Raw genomic sequence first — 24,900 nt, 5'->3', positions numbered from 1 at the left:
AGACCCGAGGGGACGCCCCGATGCCCGCAGACCTTGCCCCGCTCATCGCCGCCACCACCCAGTGGCTGACGCGCGCGTTCCCGGCCGGCGGGGGCCCGCTCACCGCCGCTCTCGCCGAGGCGCAGGCCCGCCAGGCCGTCACGGTCGCCGCCTGGCTCCGCTACCCGACCGACCTGGACGCCGCCCTCGTGGTCCTGACCGGCCCCGGCGGATCAGCCCGCCTGGACGAGGTCACCGGCGGCCACGGGCAGCCGGCGGATGGTCCGGCGGAGGCGGCCTGGCGCAGCTGGGTGGACGAGGTCGTCGCCAGCTGGGCCGCCCATCTGCTCACCGCGCCCGAAGCGGCGAGGGAAGCGGTGAAGGCGCTCGACGCGACCGAACACGGGATGACCGGACCCGCCGAGTTCCGCCGCCTGACCGAGCCCGGCGGGCACGATCTGGCCGCCACCGCGCTGCTGCGCCACCCCGATCTGCTGGAGCCGATAGCCCGCCTCCACCACGCGGGCCTGCTCGACCGCCTGCGCCTCGGCCCGGCCCGCGCCTGCTGACGTCCCCGGCGGCGCCGAGGTGCTTCAGCCCCTGCCGCGCCCGCTCAGCAGGTCGCGGGCCCGGTCGACCAGGCCGGCGCCCGGGCCGAGCACCTTGAGCCCCGCGGGGCTGTCGGGCGCGGAGGGGTGCGGACGCGTCGGAGCGGTCTTCTTCGCGGTGCGCACCTTCTCGCCCAGCTCGTCCAGGGCCTCGGGGGAGCACGCCGCCGCCAGCAGCGGGAACAGCCGGTTCTCCTCGTCGCGCACGTGCTCGCTCACCTCGAGCTTCAGCTTCGCCACCAGGTGGTCGAACTGCGGGTCGTCCGCCGGCAGCCCCTCCAGCTCCTTGAGGTGCTGCTCCACCTTCGCGTGGTCCTCCAGCTCCTTGTCGGCCATGTCGTCGCCGTCGTCCACGAACCGCCGCACCGCCGGGTAGAGGTGCATCTCCTCCGCCACGGAGTGCCGGACCAGCTCGATGGTCAGCTCGTCCGCGAGCTTCCTGCGCCGCTCGTCACCGACCGGCTGGGCCTCGATCTTCGCGAACAGTTCGTCGACCTCGCGGTGGTCCGTGGTGAGCTCCGCGATCACGTTTCCGCCGTGTCCCATCAGTGCAACCCTCTCCGCTGTGTGGTGCGAGCCGAAGTCAGCTCACCGTTCCACAGGGGTACCCCCGAACCTCACCAACACACGGAGCCGCGCCCCACTCCGGTCAGGCTGGCGTAACGGCCGGCCGAGCCCGCCTCAGGGATGTGCGGGGGCCCCGGCGGCACCGGACGCCGTGCCGAGCGGCCACGCCTCGATGTCGCGGTAGCGGATGTGCCCGGGGCCGTCTCCCGCGTTGCCGCCGACCAGATGCAGACGCTCGGCGGGCCACGGGCGGCCCCGGAAGCGCGTGAGCCGCGCGGCGATCTCCCCGGCCGAGGTGTGGTCGCCCCGGCGCACCCGGGCGAGGGTCAGATGGGGGCGCAGCGGCCGGTCCTCCAGGGCGATCCCGCGGTCACGGACCACGGCCCGGACGCCGTCCGCGAGCCGGTGCAGTCCGTCGAGGTCGCCGGCGATCCCGCTCCACGCCACCCGCTCGTCGAACGTGCCGCCGCCGTGCAGCGCCAGGCGGGGAGCGGGGTGGGAGGCGGCGAGAGCGGCGAGCGGCGGACGCAGCAGCGGCACGGTGTCCGCCGGGAGCGCGCCGAGGAAGGCCAGGGTGATGTGCCAGTCCTCCACCCGGTTCCACCGCACCTGCGGGTGGGTGCGGTAGACGGGGCCCAGCTCCCGGGCCAGCTCGTCCTTCGCCGGGTCGGGCGGAGCCAGGGCGATGAACACGCGCACGGTCGCGGGCGGGGTCTCTTCGGTCACCCGGCATTCGTACCGCATCAGCCGCCGGCCGCCGCCGGCGGGTGGCCGCCCGCACCGGGGCCGGACAATAACGCGGAGTGACGGGAATGGCCATTGATTTCGAATGGGGCGCGCACCCGGCGCACGGGAGCGCGGAATGTTCGGCGCGTGCCCGTGGGTGAGGGGGTGTACGCCGGCGGTTATCCGGAAGTGCGCGGGTCGTATTTAGTGAAATGCGCACAATCAGGACATCGGGTGGCTGAAAATTCCCGGGGGAGCGGGCGTGGCATATGTCTCCGGCCGGCCTTCGCGCACGTCGCGGCCCTGCGGGCGGATAAGTAATGGTCCGAATTCGTCTCTTGAGCTGTCGGTGGTCCTCTATGGTGATTGGCGTGAACGGGCGAAGCCGGATGACCGGCCGGCCATCGGCGTCACGCCGGTATCCCGAGGCGTAACGTATCTCCGCCCCGCGCGGCCGGGCTTGCGCGGTAGGGGTGGGCGGTCCGGTGGTGGGGGAACGGTGAATCCGCGCGACGAGCCTGCATATATCTGAAGAACATGCGATGGCATGTGGGAAAACAAGTGGGGGGACGGTCGTGGCCAATCCTTTCGACGACGAGTCGGGTCGGTTCGTGACGCTGGTGAACGGCGAGGGTCAGTATTCGCTGTGGCCGGCGCACATCGACGTTCCGGGCGGCTGGAGCGTCGGCGGCCCGGAGGGTTCGCGACAGGAGTGTCTCGACGCCATCGAGGCCGCGTGGACGGACATGCGGCCCGCCGGACTGGTGCGGGCGATGGAGGCGGACGCCGGGTAGGCGGCGCGCGAGCCTGCCGGCCGGCCGGTCCGGCCCGGTCCGCAGGCTCGCGCTCTCGCCCCATCCGGTCGGTGTCGTTCCCGTCCGGACAAAATCGATCAGTGCGTAGTGGTGATCGGTCACGTTCCGGCGAGAAATGTTCATGCCGCTGCCGCGCGGCTTTATCTCCTCATTGATGGACTGCGCATCGGCCTGTCCCCGATAAGCGGAGAGAACCGAGGCCGTCCCGGCTTTCTCGGCGGGAAGCCGCTCCCGTGGTGCTCGACGGCATGGGAGCGATGGCATTCTCCTCGCTTTTACCCGTCCGTTGTCGGCCATGGACGGCACACCGGCACGTCCGGCTTCGTCCTGCCCTCTTCGTCCCCCCGAAAAATCTCCCCGAAGGTGTGTCCCGGCATGCGCGAAAACGGCTCCGTGCCCCCGCAATCCGCTCCCGAAGAGTTCTTCGGTACGACCGCAGCCCAGCAGGGCGTCTGGTACGGGCAACTCGTCGACCCCGACAGCCCGAAATACAACATCGGTGAATGCTTCGAGATCCGGGGCCACCTGGACGAGGCGCTATTCGCCGCCGCCGTCGACCGGGCCTGCGAGCTGTGCGACAGCCTCAACCTCGAGTTCGTCACGGAGGGCGACGTCCTCCTCCAGCGCGTCGTCCGCGAACCCGGCGCCCGCCGGCTGCGGATCGTGGACGTGTCCGGGGCCGACGACCCCGCCGCCGAGGTCGAGCGCTACCTGGCGGCGGACATGGCCACACCCGACACCCTGCGCCGCCCCCGCCACCACTTCGCCCTGCTCCGCGCCGGTGACGGGCTGTCCTACTGGTACGTCCGCTTCCATCACATAGCCGTCGACGGCCTGGGCGGCGCCGTCTTCACCCGCACCGTGGCCGATCTCTACGGCCGCGCGGTGCGGGGCGAGGACCTGGCCGAGGTCACGCTGCCCGCCGCACCCCTGCGCGAACTCGTCGCCGACGAGGCGGCCCACCGGGCATCCGGCCGCTACGAAGCCGACCGCGCCTACTGGACCGCCAGATTCGCCGACCCGGCCCCCGACGCCACCGAGGACGACACCACGCACAGCGGCAGAACGCTCATCCGCCGCCGCACCGACCTCCCCGCACCGGCCGGCCCCGGCGCACCGACCGCCTCCGCCATCCGGCTGCACAACGGCGAGTCGCTGTCCGCCGAAGTCTTCGAGGACCTGCGCCGGCTCGCCGCCGCCCACCGCACCACGTGGAGCGCCGTCCTCGTCGCCGCGGTCGCCGCGTACACCGCCCGGGTCACCGGCACCCACGAGGTCACCGTGGGCCTCGCCTCCAACGGCCGGCACGGCGGGCTGCGGCACATCGTCGGCATGACCGCCAACATCCTGCCGCTGCGCCTGACGCTCACCGACACCATGTCCGTCGGCGGCCTCGTCCGCGAGGCCGCGGCCGAGATGCGCGGCGCCCTGCGCCACCGCCGCTTCTCGCGCGAAGAGCTCGCCCGCGAGCTGAACAACACGGGCGACGACGCGGCCCGCCTGACCGGCATCGTCGTCAACATCATGGGCTACGACTACGACCGGGACTTCGCCGGAATCCCCGCGCCCTCCCGGGTGCTGTCGGTCGGCCAGGTGGACGACGTTTCGCTCTTCGTCTCCGAACGGGCCGAGGGCAAGGGGCCGTTGATCGGATTCGACGCCAGGCCCGACCTCTACCACCCCGAGGACGTGCGCCTGCACGAGCAGGCCGTCGTGTCCTTCGTCTCCGCCCTGGCCGCCGCCGGCCCCGGTCTGCGCCTCGGCGACCTGCCACTCGTGGACGAAACCACCGCCCCCGCCCTGCGCGCCCAGGGGCTCGGCACCGCCCTGCCCGGGAACACCGTCGCGCGGACCCTCCCGGAGGCGTTCCGGGACCAGGCGCGCCGGACCCCGGACGCCCCGGCCGTCGTGGACGGGGCGCACACCCTCTCGTACCGGCGACTGGACCAGGCGGCCGACGAGCTCGCCGGCGCGCTGACCGGCTGGGGCATCGGCGCCGAGGACGGCGTCGGGGTGCTCCTGGGGCGCTCGGCCGCCGTGCCGGCCGCCACCCTCGCGACCGTCGCGGCGGGCGCCGCCTACGTCCCGATGGACGCGGCCTGGCCCGCCGAACGGCTCGGCCGCGTCGCCGAGGCCTCCCGCGTCCGCGCCCTGATCGCCGACGAGAGGACCGCCCGCGAACCCTGGGTCCGGGAGGCCGCCGCCCAACTGCCGCTCCTCGTCGTGGACACGCGCGGCGGGCTCCTGCGCGGTGCGCCGGAACGGCCCGGACCGCTGCCCCGGGTCAGCAGACCCGACCGGCTCGCCTACACCATGTTCACCTCCGGCTCCACCGGACTGCCCAAGGGCGTCGGAGTCACCCACGCCGACGTCCTGGCGCTCGCCGCCGACAGCGCCTGGACCGGCGGGGTGTCCGACGCGGTCATCATGCACTCCGCGTACGTCTTCGACGCCTCCACCTTCGAGATCTGGGTGCCGCTCCTCAACGGCGGCCGGGTGGTCGTCGCCCCCGGTGGCGTCCTGGAGGCGCGCGCCGTCCGCGAGGCGGTGGAACGGCACGGCGCCACCGCGCTGTTCCTCACCACGGCCCTGTTCAACGCGATGGCCGAATCGGACCCTGCGGTCTTCGCCGGGCTGCGCACGGTCGCCGCCGGCGGGGAGGCCGCCACCCCCGGCCTCATGCAGCGGGTGGCCGCCGCCTCGCCCGGCACGCTCGTCCTGCACGTGTACGGCCCCACCGAGACCACCACCTTCGCCACCCGCCACCCCGTCACCGCCGCCACCACCGGTGTGCCGCCCATCGGCCGCCCACTGGACGGCATGGGCCTGTACGTCCTCGACGGCACCCTGGACCTGGTGCCGCCCGGCGTGGTGGGGGAGCTGTACGTGAGCGGGCACGGCGTCGCCCGCGGCTACCAGGGCCGCGCCGCGCTCACCGCCGCCCGCTTCGTCGCCGACCCGTACGGAGCGCCCGGCAGCCGGATGTACCGCACCGGCGACCTCGTGCGCTGGACCGCGGCCGGCGACATCGAGTACGTCGGGCGCGCCGACGGCCAGGTCAAACTGCGCGGCTTCCGCATCGAACCGGCCGAGACCGAGCACGCCCTGCTCGCCGACCCCGACGTACGCGGCGCCTGTGTCGTCGTCCGAGAGGACACCCCCGGCGACCGCAGGCTCGTCGGCTACGTCGTGCCCGCGCCCGGAGCCCGCACGGACACCGCCGCGCTGGCCCGTCGCGTCGCGCGCACACTGCCCGCGTACATGGTGCCGTCCGCCTTCGTCGTCCTCGACGCCCTGCCCCTCAACCCCAACGGCAAGGTCGACCGCCGCGCCCTGCCCGCGCCCCGGACCACCACCGGCACCGGCCGCGCGCCGCGCACCGCGTACGAGGAAGTGCTCGCCGGGCTGTTCGCCGACGTCCTGGGCGTGAGCGCCGTCGGGGCGGACGACAGCTTCTTCGCCCTCGGCGGTCACTCGCTGCTCGCCACCCGCCTCACCGGCCGGGTCAGGGCCGCCCTCGGCGTCGAACTCCCCCTCGCCACGCTCTTCGAGCACCCCACGGTGGCCTCCCTGGCCGCCGCCCTCGACGCGGCGGGGGCCGCCCGGCCCGTCCTCGCGGCGCAGCCCCGGCCCGAGGTGCTGCCGCTGTCCTTCGCCCAGCAGCGCCTCTGGTTCCTCAACCGGTCCGAGGCCCCCGGCGACTCCTACAACGTCCCGCTCGTCCTCGAACTCGACGGCCCCCTGGACACCGAGGCGCTGCGCGGCGCCCTGGCCGACGTGGCCGTCCGGCACGAGAGCCTGCGCACCGTCTTCGCCGAGCACGACGGCGTCGCCCGGCAGCGGATCATCGAAGCCGACGCCGCCGCGTCGCTCCTCCCCCTCACCGTCGAACGGCCTCCGGCGGACCGGGACGCGGACGCCTGGGAGACGGAGACGGTACGCCGGCTGAGCACCGCCCCCTTCGACCTGGGCCGGGACCCCGCCGTCCGCGCCCACCTGCTCCGGCACGGGCCCGCCCGGCACGTCCTGGTCCTCGTCCTGCACCACATCGTCGCCGACGGCTGGTCCCTCGCCCCGCTCTGCCGCGACCTCTCCGCCGCCTACCTGGCCCGGACGCGGGGCACCGGCACCCCCGACTGGGCGCCGCTGCGCGTGCAGTACGCCGACTACACCCTCTGGCAGCACCGGCTGCTCGGCGACGACGGCGATCCGGACAGCCTCGCCGCCCGCCAGACCGCCTTCTGGCAGGAGGCGCTGCGCGGCGCACCCGGCCTGCTCGCGCTGCCCCTCGACCGGCCGCGCCCCGCCGTGCCCAGCCACCGGGGCGCGTCCGTCCCCTTCGACCTGCCCGCCCCGGCGCACGCCGCGCTCGTCCGGCTCGCCCGCACGGCGGGGTGCACGCCGTTCATGGTGCTCCAGGCGGCCCTCGCCGTGACGCTCGGCGCCCACGGCGCCGGCAGCGACATCCCGCTGGGCACGGCGGTGGCCGGGCGCACCGACGAGGTGCTGGACGATCTGGTGGGCTTCTTCGTCAACACCGTCGTCCTGCGGACCGACCTCTCCGGCGAGCCGACGTTCCGCGAACTCCTCGACCGGGTCAAGCAGTCGGACATCGCCGCCTTCGGCCACAGCGACCTGCCCTTCGAACGGATCGTGGAGGCCGTCAACCCGGAGCGGTCCGGCGACCACCACCCCCTCTTCCAGACGATGCTGGTCCTCCAGAACCAGGACCGGGCCGAACCGGAACTGCCCGGCATCACCGTCCGCGACCGGTCCCGGCACCACGGGGGCAGCAAGTTCGACCTCACGTTCTCCCTGACCGAAACCGCCGCGCCCGCGCAGACCGAGGAGGCCGCCGGGGGCATCGGCGGCTACCTGGAATACGCCACCGACCTCTTCGACGCCACCACCGCCCGCGCCCTCTGCGACCGCTTCGCCCGCGTCCTCACCCTGGCCGTCACCGACCCCGGCCGCCCCATCGGCGACCTGGACCCCCTCACCCCCGCCGAGCGGGACGGCCTCCTGGCCCGAGGACAGGGCGCCCCCCGGCCCCTGCCGGTGCTCACCGCCCCCGAAGCGGTCCGGGAACAGGCCCTGCGTACGCCCGAAGCCGTCGCCGTGCGCGACGCGCACACCCACCTCACCTACGCCGAGCTCGACGCCCGGGCCGACGCGCTCGCCCGCGCGCTGCGCGAACGCGGTGCGGGCCGGGAGACCAGGGTCGCCGTCGCCGCGCCGCCCTCCGCGCACACCGTCGTCGCGATGCTGGCCGTGCTGCGGTCCGGCGCCGCGTACCTGCCGGTCGACCCGGCCTACCCGCACGCCCGCATCCGCCACATGCTGGACGACGCCCGGCCCGTCCTGGTCCTCACCACTCAGGATCTGCCCACCGGCGACATCCCGCGGCTCGCCCTCGAGGCCCCGCTCCAGCCTCCCGCGGACCCCGCCGCCCGGGTCCCGTGCACACCTCACCCGGAGGACCCGGCATACATCACCTACACCTCCGGGTCGACCGGCCGCCCCAAGGGCGTGGTCGTCACCCACGGCGCCCTGGCCAACCACATGGCCTGGATGGCGGATCACCTGGCGGTCACCGCGCGGGACCGGGTCCTCGCACGGACGTCCACCAGCTTCGACGCCTCCGTGTGGGAGGTGTGGCTGCCCCTGATGTACGGCGCCGAGGTGTGCGTGCTGCCGCCCGGAGCCAACACCGAGCCCGACACGCTGGTGTCCTGGATGAGCCGGTTCGGCGTCACCATCGCCCAGTTCGTGCCCTCCCACCTCGCCCTCGTCCTGTCCGAGGCGGCCGACGCCGCGCCCCTGCCCGGCCTGCGGGCCGTCCTGTGCGGCGGGGAACCCCTGCCGCGCGCCCTCGCCGAGGAGACGGCCGCGCGGTGGCGGACGCAGGTGCACAACCTGTACGGCCCGACCGAGGCCACCATCGACGCGACCGCCCACCTGGTCCCCGCCACGCCGGACACCCCGTACGAGACCGTGCCGATCGGCCGGCCCGTCGACACCATGCGCGCCTACGTCCTGGACCACCGGCTGCGGCCCGTCCCGCCCGGGGTCACCGGCGAGCTCCACCTCTCGGGACCCAACCTCGCCCGCGGCTACCTGGACCGGCCCGGCCTCACCGCCGCCCGCTTCGTCGCCGACCCCTTCGACGGCACCGGCGCCCGCATGTACCGGACCGGCGACTTGGTCCGGTGGAACGCGGCCGGGACGCTCGACTACGTCTCCCGCGCCGACGACCAGATCAAGCTCCGGGGCTTCCGCATCGAACCCGGCGAGATCGAGGCCGCCCTGCTCACCGACCCCGGGGTCACCGCCGCCTGCGCGGTGATCCGGGAGGACGTGCCGGGGGAGCGCCGGCTCGTCGCCTACGCCGTCACCAGGGACCCGGGGCCCCGCCCGGCCGCCCTGCGCGACGCCCTCGCACAGGCGCTTCCGCACTACATGGTCCCGGCCGCGGTCGTCGTCCTGGACGACCTGCCGCTCCTGCCCAACGGCAAGACGGACCGGCGCGCCCTGCCCCGGCCGGACGACGAGGCCGCGCACACCACCGGGGGCACCGGCGCGCTCGGCCCGAGCGAGGAACTGCTCGCCGGGATCTTCGCCGATGTGCTGGGCCGCCCCGGCGTCGGCCCGCACGACAGCTTCTTCGACCTGGGCGGGCACTCGCTCCTCGCGATGCGCGTCGTCAGCCGGGTCCGCACGGTCCTCGGTGCCGACCTCGCCGTACGCACGCTGTTCGAGCACCCCACCGTCGCCGGGCTCGCCCGGGCCCTGGACACCGAAAGGCGCTCCCGCCCGCCGGTCCTGCCCGTGGCCGAGCGGCCCGACCCGCTGCCCCTGTCGTACGCGCAGCAGCGGCTCTGGTTCCTGAACCGGCTCGACGGGCCCAGCTCCTCGTACAACATCCCGCTGGTGCTCGCCATCGACGGGCCGCTGGACACCGACGCCCTGCGCGCCGCCCTGCGGGACGTCGTGGAGCGGCACGAGGCGCTGCGCACCGTCTTCCCCGAACGGGACGGCGTGCCACAGCAGTCGGTGCTGCCCGCCGATGCCGTCGTTCCCCCGCTGCCCGTCGAGAGCACCGCCCCGGCCCGGCTAGAGGCGGCCGTCGCGGATGCCGTGGGCGAGCCGTTCGACGTGGCCGGCGATCCGCCGCTGCGGGCCAGGCTGCTGCGCACCGCGCCCGGCCACCACGTCCTGGTGCTGGTCCTGCACCACATCGCGGGCGACGGCTGGTCCCTCGCCCCGCTCGCCCGCCACCTGGGCGACGCCTACCGGGCCCGCCTCGCCGGACGGGAGCCCGAGCTCCGCGGAGGGCTCCAGTACGCGGACTACACCCTGTGGCAGCACACCGTCCTCGGCGACCCGGACACCCCCGGCAGTGTGCTGCGCGAGCAGCTGGACCACTGGCACGCCGCGCTCGCCGGCCTGCCCGGGCTCATCGACCTGCCGCTGGACCGCCCGCGCCCGGCCGGCACCGACCCCTCGGGGGCCGTGCACCCCTTCGACGTACCGGCCGCACTCCACGCCGAACTCCTGCGCCTGGCACGGGAATCGGGCGCCACCCTGTTCATGGTGCTCCAGGCGGCCGTGGCCACGCTGCTGCACCGGCACGGCGCGGGCGACGACATCCCGCTCGGTACGCCCGTCGCCGGCCGCACCGACGAGGCGCTGGAGGACCTGGTCGGGTTCTTCGTCAACACCCTCGTCCTGCGCACGGACCTGTCCGGCGCCCCCACCTTCAGCGAACTCCTGGCACGCGTGCGGGAGTTCGACCTCGGCGCATACGCCAACCAGGACGTGCCGTTCGAGCGGCTGGTCGAGAGCGTCAACCCGGCCCGGGCGCGCAACCACCACCCCCTGTTCCAGACCATGCTCGTCCTGCAGAACCAGGACGCCGTACGCCCCGAGCTGCCGGGGCTCGTCGTCGAGGACCGGCTCGTCCACAACGGCCTCAGCAAGTTCGACCTCACGTTCGCCTTCGGTGAGGAGCGGGACGGGGGCGGACTCACCGCCGGGATCGAGTACGCCACCGCCCTCTTCGACCGCGTCACCGCCGAGGCCCTGGCGGAGCGCCTGCTGCTGCTCCTGCACCAGGTGGCCGCCGACCCCGGCCGGCCCCTCGCGGACTACGACCTGCTGACGCCGGACGAGCACACCCGCACCGCCCACTGGGGCACCGGCCGCGAACTGCCCGCTCCCGCACCGGAGACCACCCTGCCCGCGCTCTTCACCGCACAGGCCCGGCGCACCCCGGACGCCGTGGCCGTGCGCGGTGACGGCGCCCCCCTCACGTACACCGCGCTCGACACCCTCACCGCGGACCTCGCCCGAGCCCTCGCCGGCCTCGGAGCGGGCCCGGAGACCGGCGTCGGCGTGCTGCTCTCCCGGTCGCCGGCCGTCGTCTCCGCCTCCCTCGGCGCGGTGCGCGCCGCCGCCGCGTACGTCCCGATGGACGCGCGCTGGCCCCGGGAACGGCTCGACCAGGTCGCCGAAGTCGCGGACGTCCGGGTCCTCGTCGTGGACGAACCGGCGGCCGGGACCCCCTGGGTGACCGAGACCGCCCGCCGCATCCCGGTCCTCGTCGTGGACCGCGCCGGCCGCATCCTGCGCGGCGCGCCCGCGGCACCGGGCCGGGCCGTCGCCGTACCGGGCCCGGACTCGCTCGCGTACGTCATGTTCACCTCCGGTTCGACCGGCCTGCCCAAGGGCGTCGGAGTCAGCCACGCCGACGTGGCGGCGCTGGCCGAGGACTCCGCCTGGAACGGCGGCGCGGCCGACGCGGTCCTGATGCACTCGGCGTACGTCTTCGACGCGTCCACCTTCGAGATGTGGGCGCCGCTCCTGCGCGGCGGCACGGTCGTCGTCGCGCCGGAAGGCGTCCTGGAGCCCGGGACGCTCCGCGCGGCCGTACGCGAACACGGCGTCACCGCGGTCTTCCTGACGACCGCTCTGCTCAACGTGATCGCGGACACCGACCCCGGCGCCTTCGCCGGACTCCGCCTCGTCTGCGCGGGCGGCGAACTCGCCTCGCCCGACGCCATGCAGCGGGTCGCCGGCGCCGCACCCGGTGTCCGCGTCCTGCACGTGTACGGCCCCACCGAGACGACCACCTTCGCCACCCGCTACGACGTGGCCGCCGACCTGCCGGCGGGCCCACCGCCCATCGGCCGGCCCCTGGACGGCATGCGGCTCCACGTGCTCGACGGCTCGCTGGGCCCGGTCCCGGCGGGGGTCACGGGCGAGCTGTATCTCGCCGGGCGCGGCGTCGCCCGGGGCTACACCGGCCTGCCCGCCCTGACCGCCACCCGGTTCGTCGCCGACCCCTTCGACCCGGACGGCGGGCGCATGTACCGCACCGGCGACCTCGTGAAGTGGACCCCGGACGGGCAGATCGCCTACGTCTCCCGCGCCGACAGCCAGGTCAAACTGCGCGGCTACCGCATCGAACCCGGCGAGATCGAGTCCGTCCTCGCCTGCTGCGAAGGCGTCGCCGACTCCTACACCCTCGTACGCGAGGACGTCCCGGGCGACCGCCGTCTCGTCGCGTACGTGGTGCCCGCCGGGACCGTCCGCCCCGACCCCGCCGACCTCGCCGAAGCCGTCGGCCGGTCCCTGCCCGCCTACATGGTGCCCTCCGCGTTCGTCCTGATCGACGCGCTGCCGCTGACCGTCAACGGCAAGGTGGACCGGCGCGCCCTGCCCGCGCCCGGGCAGCACGCCGCGCCCCGCGGGCGCGCCGCCCGCACCGCGCGCGAGGAGATCGTCTGCGGGCTCGTCGCCGATGTCCTCGGCCTCCCGGCCGTGGGCGCCGACGACGACTTCTTCGCCCTGGGCGGCCACTCCCTGCTCGCCACCCGGCTCGTCGCCCGCATCCGGACCGCGCTCGACGTGGAACTCCAGGTCAAGGCGGTCTTCGAGCATCCCACACCGGCCGGGCTCGCCGCCGCCCTCGACGGCGCCGCAGCCGCCGCCCCGCCACTGGTGCGCACCCCGCACCGGCCGGACCCGCTGCCGCTGTCCTTCGCGCAGCAGCGCATGTGGTTCCTCAACCGGTTCGAGGGACCGAGCCCCACCTACAACGTGCCGCTGGTGCTGCGCCTGGAAGGACCGCTCGACGCCCCGGCCCTGGAACGCGCCCTCGCGGACGTCGTGGACCGGCACGAGAGCCTGCGCACCGTCTTCCCCGAGACGGGCGGTGTGCCGCGTCAGCTCGTCCTCGCCGCCGACCACGCCGACCTGGACCTGACCCCCCGGCCCGTGCCGCCGGACGGCCTGGACGAGGCGCTGGCCGCCGAGGTGGCGCACGCCTTCGACGTCACCGCGGACCTGCCGGTGCGGGCCCGGCTGCTCGGCCTGGGCGCCGAGTCCCACGTGCTGGTCCTCCTGGTCCACCACATCGCGGGCGACGGCTGGTCGCTCGCCCCGCTGGCCCGCGACCTCGGCGAGGCCTACCGCCACCGCAGCCGGGGCGAGGCACCCGGCCTGCCCGGACTCCGCGTCCAGTACGCCGACTACACCCTCTGGCAGCGCGCCCTCCTCGGCGACGAGGACGACGCCGGCAGCCGGGCCGCCCGGCAGCTGGACCACTGGCGCACCGCCCTGGCCGGAGCCCCCGGCCTGCTCGACCTCCCCCTGGACCGGCCGCGCCCCGCCGTCCTCACCTACCGGGGCGACGCCTTCACCTTCCCCGTGGACGCCGACACGCACCGGGCGCTGGCCGAGCTGGCCCGCGCCCGGGGATGCAGCCTCTTCATGGTGCTCCAGGCGGCCCTGTCCGTCCTGCTCTCCCGGCACGGCGCGGGCGAGGACATCCCGCTCGGCACCCCCGTCGCCGGACGCACCGACGAGGCCCTGGACGACCTGGTGGGCTTCTTCGTCAACACCCTCGTCCTGCGCACCGACCTGAGCGGCGACCCCACCTTCGCCGAAGTCCTCGACCGGGTGCGGGCGTTCGACCTGGCCGCCTACGCCCACCAGGACCTGCCGTTCGAACGCCTGGTGGACGCCCTCGCCCCGGACCGGGCGCAGGACCACCACCCGCTCTTCCAGACCATGATCGTCCTGCAGAACCAGGCGGACACCGCGCTCGGCCTCGACGGCCTCACCGTGACCGAGCAGCCCGTGCGGACCGGCATCAGCAAGTTCGACCTCACCTTCACCTTCACGGAGACCCGCGACGAGGCCGGCCGGCCGTCCGGGCTCGACGGGAATCTGGAGTTCTCCACCGACCTGTTCGACCCCGCCACCGCGCACGCCCTGGCCGCACGCCTGACCCGCCTGCTCGCCTCGCTCGCCGCCGACCCCGACGGGCGGGTCCGCACCGCCGCGTTCCTGGACGCGGCCGAGCGCGCCGAGCTGGACCGGGCCGCTGCGGGGCCCGTCCGCCCGGTCCACGCCCGGACCGCGCCCGAGGCGTTCCGCGCCCAGGCGGCCCGGACCCCCGGGCGGACCGCGGTCCGGGCCGGTGCCCGGCGGCTCACCTTCGCCGAGCTGGACGCCCGATCCGACGACCTGGCCCACCACCTCCACGACCGGGGCGTCGGCCGCGGGGACCTCGTCGCCCTCGCCGCCGACGGCACCGCCGACCGGGTCGTCGCGATGCTGGCCGTCGCCAAGGCCGGGGCCGCCTGCCTGCCCGTCGACCTGGACTACCCCGAGGCCCGCGTCGCCCACATGCTGGAGGACGCCCGCCCGGCCCTGTTCCTGGCCCACGACGTGGCGCGCGCCGCCCGGTTCACGGCCGTGCCCCGCCTCGCGCTCGGCGACGGGGCCGCCTGGCCGGCCGGACGCGGGGCGCCACCGGCCGCCGCCGCCCCGGGCCCGGACGACGCCGCGTACGTCATCTACACCTCCGGCTCCACCGGCCGGCCCAAGGGCGTCGTCGTCACCCACGCCGCGCTCACCAACCACATGGCCTGGATGGCCGGCCACTTCGGCCTCACCGACGACGACCGCGTCCTCGCCCGGACCTCGCCCAGCTTCGACGCGTCGGTGTGGGAGACCTGGCTGCCCCTGCTGCACGGCGGCGCCACCTGCCCCGTACCGGCCGCGCTCAACCACGACCCGGCCGGGCTGCTGGCCCGGATGCGCGACGAGGGCGTCACCCTCGCCCAGTTCGTGCCCTCCCACCTCGCGCTCCTGCTCACCGAGACGGGGCCCGAGGCGGCGCCGGCGGCACTGCGGGCCGTCGCCTGCGGCGGCGAGCCCCTGACCCGCGCCCTGGCGGCCCGGGCCGGGCGGGCCTGGGCCACCGCTGTGCACAACCTCTACGGCCCGACCGAGACCACCATCGACGCCACCGCCCACCACGTCACCGCCCAGGCGGAAGAAGGGGGCGTTCCGCTCGGCCGCCCGATCGACAACACCCGCGCCCACGTCCTGGACGCCGCGCTCCAGCCCGTACCGGCGGGTGTGACCGGCGAGCTGTACCTCGCCGGTGACGGCCTCGCCCGCGGCTACCTAGGCCGCCCCGGGCTCACCGCCACCCGCTTCGTCGCCGACCCCTCCGGCCCGGCCGGCAGCCGCATGTACCGCACCGGCGACCTGGTCCGCCGGGACGCCGACGGGCTCCTCCACTACGTCTCCCGCGCCGACGACCAGGTCAAGCTCAACGGCTTCCGCGTCGAGCCCGGCGAGATCGAGGCCGCCCTCACCGCGGTCGACGGCATCACCGCCGCCTGCGCCCTCGTCCGCGAGGACCGCCCCGGCGAACAGCGCCTCGTCGCGTACACCGCGGGCGCCCGCCTCACCGACGGCGAACTGCGCGCCCGGCTCACCACGAGCCTGCCGCCGTACATGGTGCCCGCCGCCTTCGTGGCCCTGGACGCGCTGCCGCTCCTGCCGAACGGCAAGACGGACCGCGCGGCCCTCCCCGCACCGGAGCGCCCGGACACCGCCCGGCCGGGCCGGGCGCCGCGCACCGCGCCCGAACGCGTCCTGTGCGAGGCGTTCGCCTCCGTCCTGCGCGCGCCCGCCGTCCGTACCGACGACGACTTCTTCGCGCTCGGCGGCGACAGCATCCTCTCCATCCAGCTCGTCAGCCGCGTCCGGGAAGCCGGGCTCGCCGTCACCCCCAGGGACGTCTTCGTCCACCGCACCCCCGAGGCCATCGCGGCCGTCGCCGCACCGCTGGACGGCACCGCCGGCGAACCGGACGGCCACGGCACCGGCACGATGGAGCCGACCCCCATCGCCGCCTGGTTCCTGGACCGCCCCGGCACCACCGACGGCTACAACCAGTCCGGTGTGCTGAGCACCCCCGCCGGTGCCCGCGAGGACACCCTGGCCGCCGCGCTCCAGCTCCTCGCCGACCACCACGACATGCTCCGTCTGCGCGTCTCCCGCACCGCCGGGGGCGAGCCCGTACTCGAAACGCTGCCGCCCGGCGCCGTCACGGCCCGGCGCCGGCTCACCCGTATCGACATCGCCGGGCTCGACACCGCCGCCGCCCGGGCCGCGCTCACCGAAGCGGGCGAACGGGCCCGCCGACGACTGCGGCCCTCCGCCGGCGCGGTCTTCGAGGCCGTCTGGGGCGACGCGGGACCCGGAGCACGCGGGCGGCTGCTCCTGGTCGTGCACCACCTCTGCGTCGACTCCGTCTCCTGGCGCATCCTCGCCGACGACCTCGCGCACGCCTGGCGGGTGGCCACCGGCACCGCGTCCGCGCTGCCCGCCGCCACCACCTCCTACCGGCGCTGGTCCCAGCTCCTCGCCGAACAGGCCCGCACACCGGCCCGCACCGGCGAACTGCCCCTGTGGGAGGAGGCGCTGAGGACACCGGACCCCCAGCTCGGCTACCGGCCGCTCGACCCCTTCCTGGACACCGCGGACGGCACCCGCACCCTCACCACCCAGCTGCCCGCCACCTGGACGAAGCCCCTCCTCACCACCGTCCCCGGCGCCTTCCACGCCGGAGTCGACGACATCCTGCTCACCGCGCTCGCCCTCGCCGTCAACACCTGGCGGGGCCGCCCGGACACCGCCGTGCTGCTCGACCTGGAGAGCCACGGCCGGGAACAGATCGCCGACCACATCGACCTGTCCCGCACGGTCGGCTGGTTCACCAGCCTCTACCCCGTCCGGCTGGACCCGGGCCCCCTGGACGTCCGCGACCCGGCACGCTTCGGTCCCTCGCTCGTTGAACGCGCAGTGAAGCGCGTCAAGGAACAGCTGCGCGCCGTCCCCGACCACGGCGTCGGCCACGGCATGCTGCGCCACCTCAACCCCGCCACCGCCCCCCGCCTGGCCGCCCCCGCGCCCCAGATCGGCTTCAACTACCTGGGACGGTACGCGGCCCCCGGCCAGGCGGCGGCCGGCGACTGGGAGGTCCTGACCGACGCCGGCGGGCCCCGCGCCCAGGACCCCGACATGCCCGTCCACCACGTCCTCGACATCAACGCGCACACCGAGGACCTGCCGGAAGGTCCCCGCCTCGTGGCCCGCTGGACCTGGCCCAGCGACCTGCTGAAGGAGGAGGACGTGGGCGCACTCGCCGAGGCGTTCAACCGCGCCCTGCGCGCCGTCGCGGAACACGCCGAACAGCCCGGAGCCGGCGGCTACACGCCGTCCGACCTTCCCCTGGTCTCGCTCAACCAGGCCCAGATCGACCGACTGCAGAACAAGTGGGGTGGACGCAAGTGAACGGGTTCCAGCTGGAGGACGTGCTCCCCCTGACGCCGCTGCAGGCCGGGATGTACTTCCACGCCCTGTACGACTCGCACGCCGTGGACGTCTACACCGCGCAGTTCGTCTTCGACCTCGAAGGCCCCGTCCACGTCCCCACCCTGCGCGCCGCCGTCGCGGGCCTGCTCCGCCGCCACGCCAATCTGCGCGTCGGCTTCCTCCACGAGGACCTGGACGAACCCGTGCAGGCGGTGGCGGCCGAGGTCCCCGTCCCCCTGGAGGAGCTGGACCTGTCCGGCGACGACGCGGGCACGGTCCCGGACCGCCTGACCGCCTTCCTCACCACCGACCGCACCCGCCGCTTCGACCTGGCGACCCCGCCCCTGATGCGGTTCACCCTGGTGCGCACCGCTCCGGACCGGCACCGCCTGGTCATGACGAGCCATCACATCCTGTTCGACGGCTGGTCCCTGCCGCTGCTCGTACGGGAGCTCTTCGAGCTGTACGCGGCCGGCGGCGACGAGAGCGCACTGCCGCGCGTCACCCCGTACCGCGCCTATCTGGTCTGGCTCTCCCAGCAGGACCGCGCCGCCGCCCTCGACACCTGGTCCGCCGCCCTCGCCGGCATCGAGGCACCGACCCTCCTCGCGGAGCGGGACGGCCCGGACGGCGCCGCCGAACTGCCCGAGACGCTCGTCCTCGACCTGGACGCCGCCGTGACGGCCCGGCTGCGCGAGACGGCCCGCGCCCACCGGCTCACCCTCAACACCCTGGTCCAGGGCGCCTGGGGCCTGCTCCTCGGCCACCTCACCGGGCGCTCCGACGTGGTGTTCGGCACCACCGTGTCCGGGCGTCCGCCGGAGCTCCCCGGCGTCGAGTCCATGATCGGCCTGTTCATCAACACCGTGCCCGTGCGCACCGGGCCCGCGACCGGCGAGACCCTGGCGGAGTTCCTGACCCGGCTCCAGGCCGAGCAGGGCCGGCTCCTCGGCAGCCAGCACGTGGGCCTCAGCGACATCCGGGGCGCCACCGGCCTGGACGAACTCTTCGACACCCTCGTCGTCTTCGAGAACTACCCGATGGACGCCGAGGCCCTGCGCACCGCCCAGCGGGGACTGCCCGGCCTGGCCGTCACCGGCTTCAGCGGCACCGACGCCGCCCACTACCCGCTCACCCTCACCGTCGCCCCCGGCGACACCCTGAGGATCACCTTCGGCTACCGGGCCGCCGTGCTCGACCGCCAGGAGGTGGCCGAAACCGTCTCGCGCATGCGGCAGCTGCTGACCGCCATGGCCCAGGACCTCGGCCGGCGCGCCGACACCGCGCCCTTCCTGCTCGACGGCGAACGCGACCGGCTCGTCGCCCGGGGGACGGGCGCCGCCCTGCCCGACGGCACCACGGCCCTGAGCATCCCGCGGGCCGTCGCCGGCCGGGCCGCCCGCCACCCGGACGCGGTGGCCGTCTGCGGCGCCGGCGAGCAGCTGACGTACGCACAGCTCACCGGTCTCGCGGACCGGCTCGCCGCCGCCCTGACCGGCCTCGGGACCGGGGCCGAGGACGGCGTCGGCATCCTCGTCGCCCGCTCGGCCGCCACCGTCACCGCCTCGCTGGCCGCCCTGCGCGCGGGCGCGGCCTATGTGCCGCTCGACGCCCGCTGGCCCACCGAACGGCTCAACCGGGTCACCGAAGTCGTCCCCCTGCGCGTCCTCGTCGTGGACGAGACGACCGCCACGCTGCCCTGGGTCCGCCGGCTCGGCCCCGAAACCGCACTCCTGACCGTCGACCGGGCCGGCCGCGTCCTCACCGGCGGCCCCGCCGCCCCGGGCCCGCTCCCCGCCGCACCGGGCGGCGACCGGCTCGCCTACGTGATGTTCACCTCCGGGTCCACCGGACTGCCCAAGGGCGTCGGCGTCAGCCACGGCGACATCGCGGCCCTGGCCGCCCACCAAGGCTGGGACGGCGGAGCCGCCGACGCCGTCCTGCTGCACTCCGCGTACGTCTTCGACGCCTCGACCTTCGAGCTCTGGACCCCGCTGCTGCGCGGCGGACGCGTCGTCGTCGCCCCGGAGGGCCCGCTCCAGCCCGACACCCTGCGGGAGCTGGTGACCCGGCACGGCGTCACGGCCGCCTTCCTCACGACGGCCCTCTTCAACGTGCTGGCCGAGACCGACCCCGGCTCCCTCGGGCAGCTGCGCCTGGTCGCCGCCGGAGGTGAGGCCGCCGCGCCCGGGGTCATGCAGCGCGTCGCCGCCGCCCACCCCGCGACGACCGTCCTGCACGTGTACGGCCCCACCGAGACCACCACCTTCGCCACCGCCCACCACGTCGGCCCCGGCCACACCCCCGCCGGTGCCCCGCCCATCGGCCACCCGCTCGACGGCATGCGCGCCTACGTCCTGGACGCCGCGCTGAGCCCCGTACCGCCCGGCGCCGAGGGCGAGCTCTACCTCGCGGGCCCCGGCGTCGCCCGCGGCTACCTCGGCCGGGCGGCCCTCACCGCGACCCGATTCGTCGCCGACCCCTTCGCGGGCGACGGGGCGCGCATGTACCGCACCGGCGACCTGGTGCGCCAGGACGCCGACGGCACCGTGCGCTACGTCGCCCGGGCCGACCAGCAGATCAAACTGCGCGGCCACCGCATCGAACCCGCCGAGATCGAAACGGTCCTGCGCGACCACCCGGCGGTGCGCGCCGCCTGCGTCCTCGTACGCGAGGACCTGCCCGGCGACCGCACCCTCACCGCCTACGTCGTCCCGGCGCCCGGCGAGAGACCCGACCCCGGACTGCTCGCCGCCCACGTCGGCCGGCTGCTGCCCGCGTACATGGTCCCGGCCGTCATCCAGCCGCTGGACGCCCTGCCCCTGACCCCCAACGGCAAGATCGACCGGGCCGCCCTGCCCGCGCCCACCGCACCCCGCACGGCTGCGGGGCGGGCACCGCGCAGCGCCATGGAGGAGATCCTGGCCGGGCTGTTCGCCGATGTGCTCGGCGTGGACCGGGTCGGCACCGACGACAGCTTCTTCGCCCTGGGCGGCCACTCCCTGCTCGCCACCCGCCTCGTCGGCCGCATCCGCACCGCCCTGCACACCGAGACCGACATCCGCACCCTGTTCGAACACCCCACCGTCGCCGCGCTCGCCGGCGCCCTGGAGGGCGCGGCAGGCGGCACCCGCCCCGCCCTGGTCCCGCAGCCCCGCCCCGCCGAACTCCCGCTGTCCTACGCCCAGCAGCGGCTGTGGTTCCTGCACCGGCTCGACGGGCCCTCCGCCACGTACAACATCCCGCTCGCCGTGCGCGTCGACGGACCGCTCGACGCCGACGCCCTGTGCACCGCCGTGGCCGACGTCATCGCCCGGCACACCGCCCTGCGCACCGTCTTCCCGGAGGGCGAGGGCGGACCGTGCCAGCACATCACCGCACCCGGCGACGTCGTCATCCCGTTCGCCATGGAGAGCGTCGAGGAGGCGAAGCTGCGCCACCGCGTCGCCGCCGCCACCGCCGAGCCCATCGACATCGAGCACAGCCTGCCCCTGCGCGCGACCCTGCTCCGCCTGGCCCCCGACGCCCACGTGCTGGTGCTCGTCGTCCACCACATCGCGGCCGACGGCACCTCGCTCGCACCCCTCGCCCACGACCTCGGCCTCGCCTACCGTGCCCGCGCCCGGGGCGAGGCACCCGCCTGGGCACCGCTGCCCGTCGACTACGCGGACCACACCCTCTGGCAGCGCGCCCTGCTCGGCGACGAGAAGGACCCCGACAGCCTCGTCCGCCGGCAGCTCTCCCACTGGCGGCACGCGCTGGACGGGCTGCCCGAGGCGATCGAACTGCCCTGGGACCGGCCGCGCCCCGCCACCTCCCGGCACACCGGTGCCACCCTCGGCTTCTCCGTGGACCGGGCCACCGCCCGCCAGGTCACGGAGCTCGCCCGCACCTGCGGCTCCAGCGTCTTCATGGTCCTCCAGGCCGCCCTGGCCACCGTCCTGTCCCGGCACGGCGGCGGCGAGGACATCCCCCTGGGCACGGCCGTCGCCGGACGCACCGACGAGGCGGCGAACGGTCTCGTCGGCTTCTTCGTCAACACCCTCGTCCTGCGCACCGATCTGAGCGGCGACCCCACCTTCCGCGAACTCCTCGGCCGCGTCCGGGAATTCGACCTCGCCGCCTACGCCCACCAGGACGTGCCCTTCGAGCGGCTGGTCGAACTCCTCAACCCGGCGCGCGCCCAGAGCCACCACCCGCTCTTCCAGACCATGCTGGTCCTCCAGAACCAGGCCCCCGCCGCCATCGACCTGCCCGGCCTCACCGTCACCGGGGTGCCCGCCGAGGCGGAAGTCAGCAAGTTCGACCTGTCGTTCGCGCTCACCGAGACCTACGACGACACCGGCGCCCTCGACGGCATGCGGGGCACCGTCGACTACGCCACCGAACTCTTCGACGCGCCCACCGTCCAGAGCCTCGCCGACCGGCTCGTCCTGCTGCTGGGCGCCGTCACCGCCGACCCCGACCGCCCCCTGCACAGCTACGACCTGCTGACCGCCGCCGAGCACGACCGCCTCACCGCCCTCGGCACCGGGCCCGCCGACGGCCTGCCCGCCACGACGGTCCCCGCGCTCTTCGAGGAGTGGGCCCGGCGCACCCCGGCGGCCCCGGCCGTCCGCGACGCGCGCACCACCCTCACCTACGGCGAACTCGACGCCCGCGCCGACGCGCTGGCACGCCACCTCACCGAACGGGGCGTGGGCCCCGAGGACCGGGTGGCCGTCGCCCTGCCCCGGACGTCCGAGCTCGTCGTGGCCCTGCTCGGCGTCCTGAAGGCGGGCGCCGCCTATGTGCCGCTGGACCCGGACTACCCGGCCCAGCGCCTGTCCTACATGCTGGACGACGCGTGCCCCCGCCTGCTCCTCACCACCCCGGAGCTCCACCGCGGCCTGCCCGGCCACCCGGTGCCGCACCTGTACACCGACGACCTCGCCGCGAGCGGCGCGACGACGGAACCCGTGCGCATCGACCCGGCCCACCCGGCGTACGTCATCTACACCTCGGGCTCCACCGGCCGCCCCAAGGGCGTGGTCGTCACGCACCGGGGCGTGCGGGCGATGGCCGCGACGCAGAGCGAGCGGCTGCGCGTCGGACCGGGCAGCCGGGTGCTGCACATGGCGTCGGTCAGCTTCGACGCCGCGTTCTGGGAGCTGTGCATGGGGCTGCTCACCGGCGCCTGCCTGGAGATCGACACCCGCGACGCCCTGCTGCCGGGACCGGCCCTCGCCGGCCTGGTCCGCGACCGGGGCGTCACCCACCTCACCATCCCGCCCGCCGCCCTCGCCGTGATGCCCCCGGACTCCCTGCCCACCGGCCTCACCATGGTCCTCGCCGGAGAGGCGTGCCCGCCCGCCCTCGTGCACGCCTGGGCCCGGGACCGCTTCCTCGTCAACGCCTACGGCCCGACCGAGACCACCGTCTGCGCCACCATGAGCGCCTTCCAGCACGCGGAAGGCCCCCTCGCCCCGGACCGCACCGTCCCCATCGGCGCCCCCGTCGACGGCACCCGCGTGTACGTCCTCGACGACCGGCTGACGCCCGTACCGCCCGGTGTCACGGGCGAGCTGTACGTGGCCGGCGAGGGCCTCGCACGCGGTTACCACGGCCGGGCCGGTCTCACCGCCACCCGCTTCGTCGCCGACCCCTTCGACCGCGCGGGCGGCCGGATGTACCGCACCGGGGACCTGGTGCGGTGGACGGCGGACGGGCGCCTCCTCTACGTCTCCCGGGCGGACGACCAGGTCAAGCTCCGCGGCTTCCGCATCGAGCTCGGCGAGATCGAGGCGGCGCTCACCTCACACCCCGGGGTCGCCGCCGCCTGCGTCACCGTCCGCGAGGACCGCCCCGGCGACCGGCGCCTCGTCGCCTACACCGTGCCCGCCGCCGGCGAACCCGCCCCCGGCTGGGCCGGACTGCGCGCCCACCTCGCCGCCACCCTGCCCGAACACATGGTGCCCGCCGCCCACGTCCGGCTCGACGCCCTCCCCGTGACGCCCAACGGCAAGACCGACCGGCGCGCGCTGCCCGCCCCGGAGAGTGCGGCCCCGGCCGGCGGGCGGGCCCCGCGCACCGCCCGTGAACGCGCCCTGTGCGAGGTGTTCGCGCAGACCCTCGGCGTGCCGGAGGTCGGCGTCACCGACGACTTCTTCGCGCTGGGCGGCCACTCGCTGCTCGCCGTGACCCTGGCCCGCCGGATCGGGGAACGCTGCGGGGTGCGGCCCTCCCTGCGCGCCCTCTTCGCGACGCCCACCGTCGAGGGCGTCGACCGCCTGCTCGGCCGGGGACCGGGGGAGGAGGAGCGGCAGGAGGCGGTCGCACCGGACTTCGCCGCCGAGGTGCGGCTCGCGCCGGACATCACCGGCGGGCGCCGGGACCGCCGGCCCGCCCGCCCCTCCGCGCGGCCCCTGCTCACCGGGGCCTCCGGCTTCCTCGGCGCGTTCCTCCTGCGCGACCTCATCGAGGCCACGGGCGGCCCCGTCGACTGCCTGGTCCGGGCCGCGAGCCCCGACAGCGCGGCCCAGCGGCTCCGCGCCAACCTGGAGCACTACGGCCTGTGGCAGTCCCGGTACGCCGGCCTGATCCACCCGGTCCCCGGCGATCTCGCCGCCCCCGGCCTCGGCCTCGACCCCGCCGAGAGGACCGCCCTCGCCCGGCGCCTGGGCCCCGTGCTGCACAACGGCGCCCGCGTCAACTTCGCCGCCCCGTACGGTGATCTGCGCGCGCCCAACGTGGCCGGCACCGAGGAGCTGCTCCGCCTCCTCGCGGACTCCGGATCGCCCGGCCTGCACTACGTCTCCACCACCGGGGTGTACGCCCCGTCGCGCGGGACGGACCCCGCGCCGCTCACCGAGTCGTCCCCGACCGGCCCGGCGGCCGGCCTGCCCGACGGGTACGCGCAGAGCAAATGGGTCGCCGAGCAACTGGTCGGCATCGCCCGCGAGCGCGGCCTCCCGGTGACCGTCCACCGCCCGGGCCGCATCAGCGGCGACACCGCCACCGGTGCCTGCCAGGACCGGGACCTGCTCTGGCAGCTCATCAAGGGGTGCCTCCAGGCCGGAGCGGTGCCCGATCTGGCGCACGGGACGACCGACTGGGTTCCCGTGGACTACGTCAGCGCCGCCGTCGCGGCCCTCAGCACCTCCGGCGGGCCGGGGGCGGAGGCGTACCACTACACCAACCCGGACGCGCCGGGCCTGGACCGCGTCTTCGAGGCGGCGGCCCGCCTCGGGTACGCACTGCGCCCGGTGACGCCCGAGGAGTGGCGGGCCTGCGTGGCCGAACACCCGGACAACGCCGCACAGTTGTTCCTCGGCGACGACGGGCCGGCCGGTCACGACGAGGCGGACCACCGCCGCTTCGACTCCGGCCGCACGGCCCGGGCGGCGGCGGAGGCGGGCGTGCGTCAACCGCCGCTCACCGACGAGGTCCTGACGCGCTACCTGACGTATTTCCAGGTCACGGGCTTCCTCCCGGCCCCCGGAGCACTGCCGGGTGCGTGAAAGATCACCAACCGGCAAGTACCC

The 24,900-nt window shown here is 75.4% G+C and carries 6 protein-coding genes; 4 read left to right on the top strand and 2 right to left on the bottom strand.

Translation table 11 applies throughout. From position 1 onward, the window contains the following. The first annotated feature begins 20 nt into the window (after positions 1-20). The gene (locus tag FKN01_RS04985) at positions 21-548 is read left to right on the top strand and encodes a hypothetical protein (RefSeq protein ID WP_143616764.1); all 528 of its coding nucleotides are present in this window, start codon (positions 21-23) and stop codon (positions 546-548) included. Between the two features lie 24 nt (positions 549-572). Here the strand turns inward: FKN01_RS04985 and FKN01_RS04980 are convergent, their stop codons facing one another. Both FKN01_RS04980 and thpR read right to left on the bottom strand, forming a co-directional pair. Continuing rightward, the gene (locus FKN01_RS04980; RefSeq protein ID WP_143616762.1) at positions 573-1,133 is read right to left on the bottom strand and encodes a hemerythrin domain-containing protein; all 561 of its coding nucleotides are present in this window, start codon (positions 1,131-1,133) and stop codon (positions 573-575) included. A gap of 135 nt (positions 1,134-1,268) precedes the next feature. Then, on the bottom strand, positions 1,269-1,898 hold the full coding sequence (thpR, locus tag FKN01_RS04975) for an RNA 2',3'-cyclic phosphodiesterase (RefSeq protein WP_143616760.1): 630 nt from the start codon (positions 1,896-1,898) through the stop codon (positions 1,269-1,271). Between the two features lie 557 nt (positions 1,899-2,455). Here thpR and FKN01_RS04970 point away from each other — a divergent pair. The 3 genes from FKN01_RS04970 (at position 2,456) to FKN01_RS04960 (ending at position 24,876) form a co-directional block, all read left to right on the top strand. Continuing rightward, positions 2,456-2,674 carry an MbtH family NRPS accessory protein gene (locus FKN01_RS04970; RefSeq protein ID WP_143616758.1) on the top strand — a complete coding sequence of 73 codons (219 nt, stop codon included), beginning with the start codon at positions 2,456-2,458 and terminating at the stop codon, positions 2,672-2,674. A gap of 396 nt (positions 2,675-3,070) precedes the next feature. Further along, on the top strand, positions 3,071-17,356 hold the full coding sequence (locus tag FKN01_RS04965; protein ID WP_143616756.1) for a non-ribosomal peptide synthetase: 14,286 nt from the start codon (positions 3,071-3,073) through the stop codon (positions 17,354-17,356). Beyond that, positions 17,353-24,876: a non-ribosomal peptide synthetase gene (locus FKN01_RS04960; RefSeq protein ID WP_143616754.1), complete on the top strand. Its 7,524-nt coding sequence runs from the start codon at positions 17,353-17,355 to the stop codon at positions 24,874-24,876. Before FKN01_RS04965 ends, FKN01_RS04960 begins: the two co-directional genes overlap by 4 nt. Positions 24,877-24,900 lie beyond the last annotated feature (24 nt).

Source organism: Streptomyces sp. 130 (genome assembly GCF_007096885.1).
GTDB lineage: Bacteria > Actinomycetota > Actinomycetes > Streptomycetales > Streptomycetaceae > Streptomyces.
This window is presented reverse-complemented; position numbering and strand designations above follow the sequence as displayed.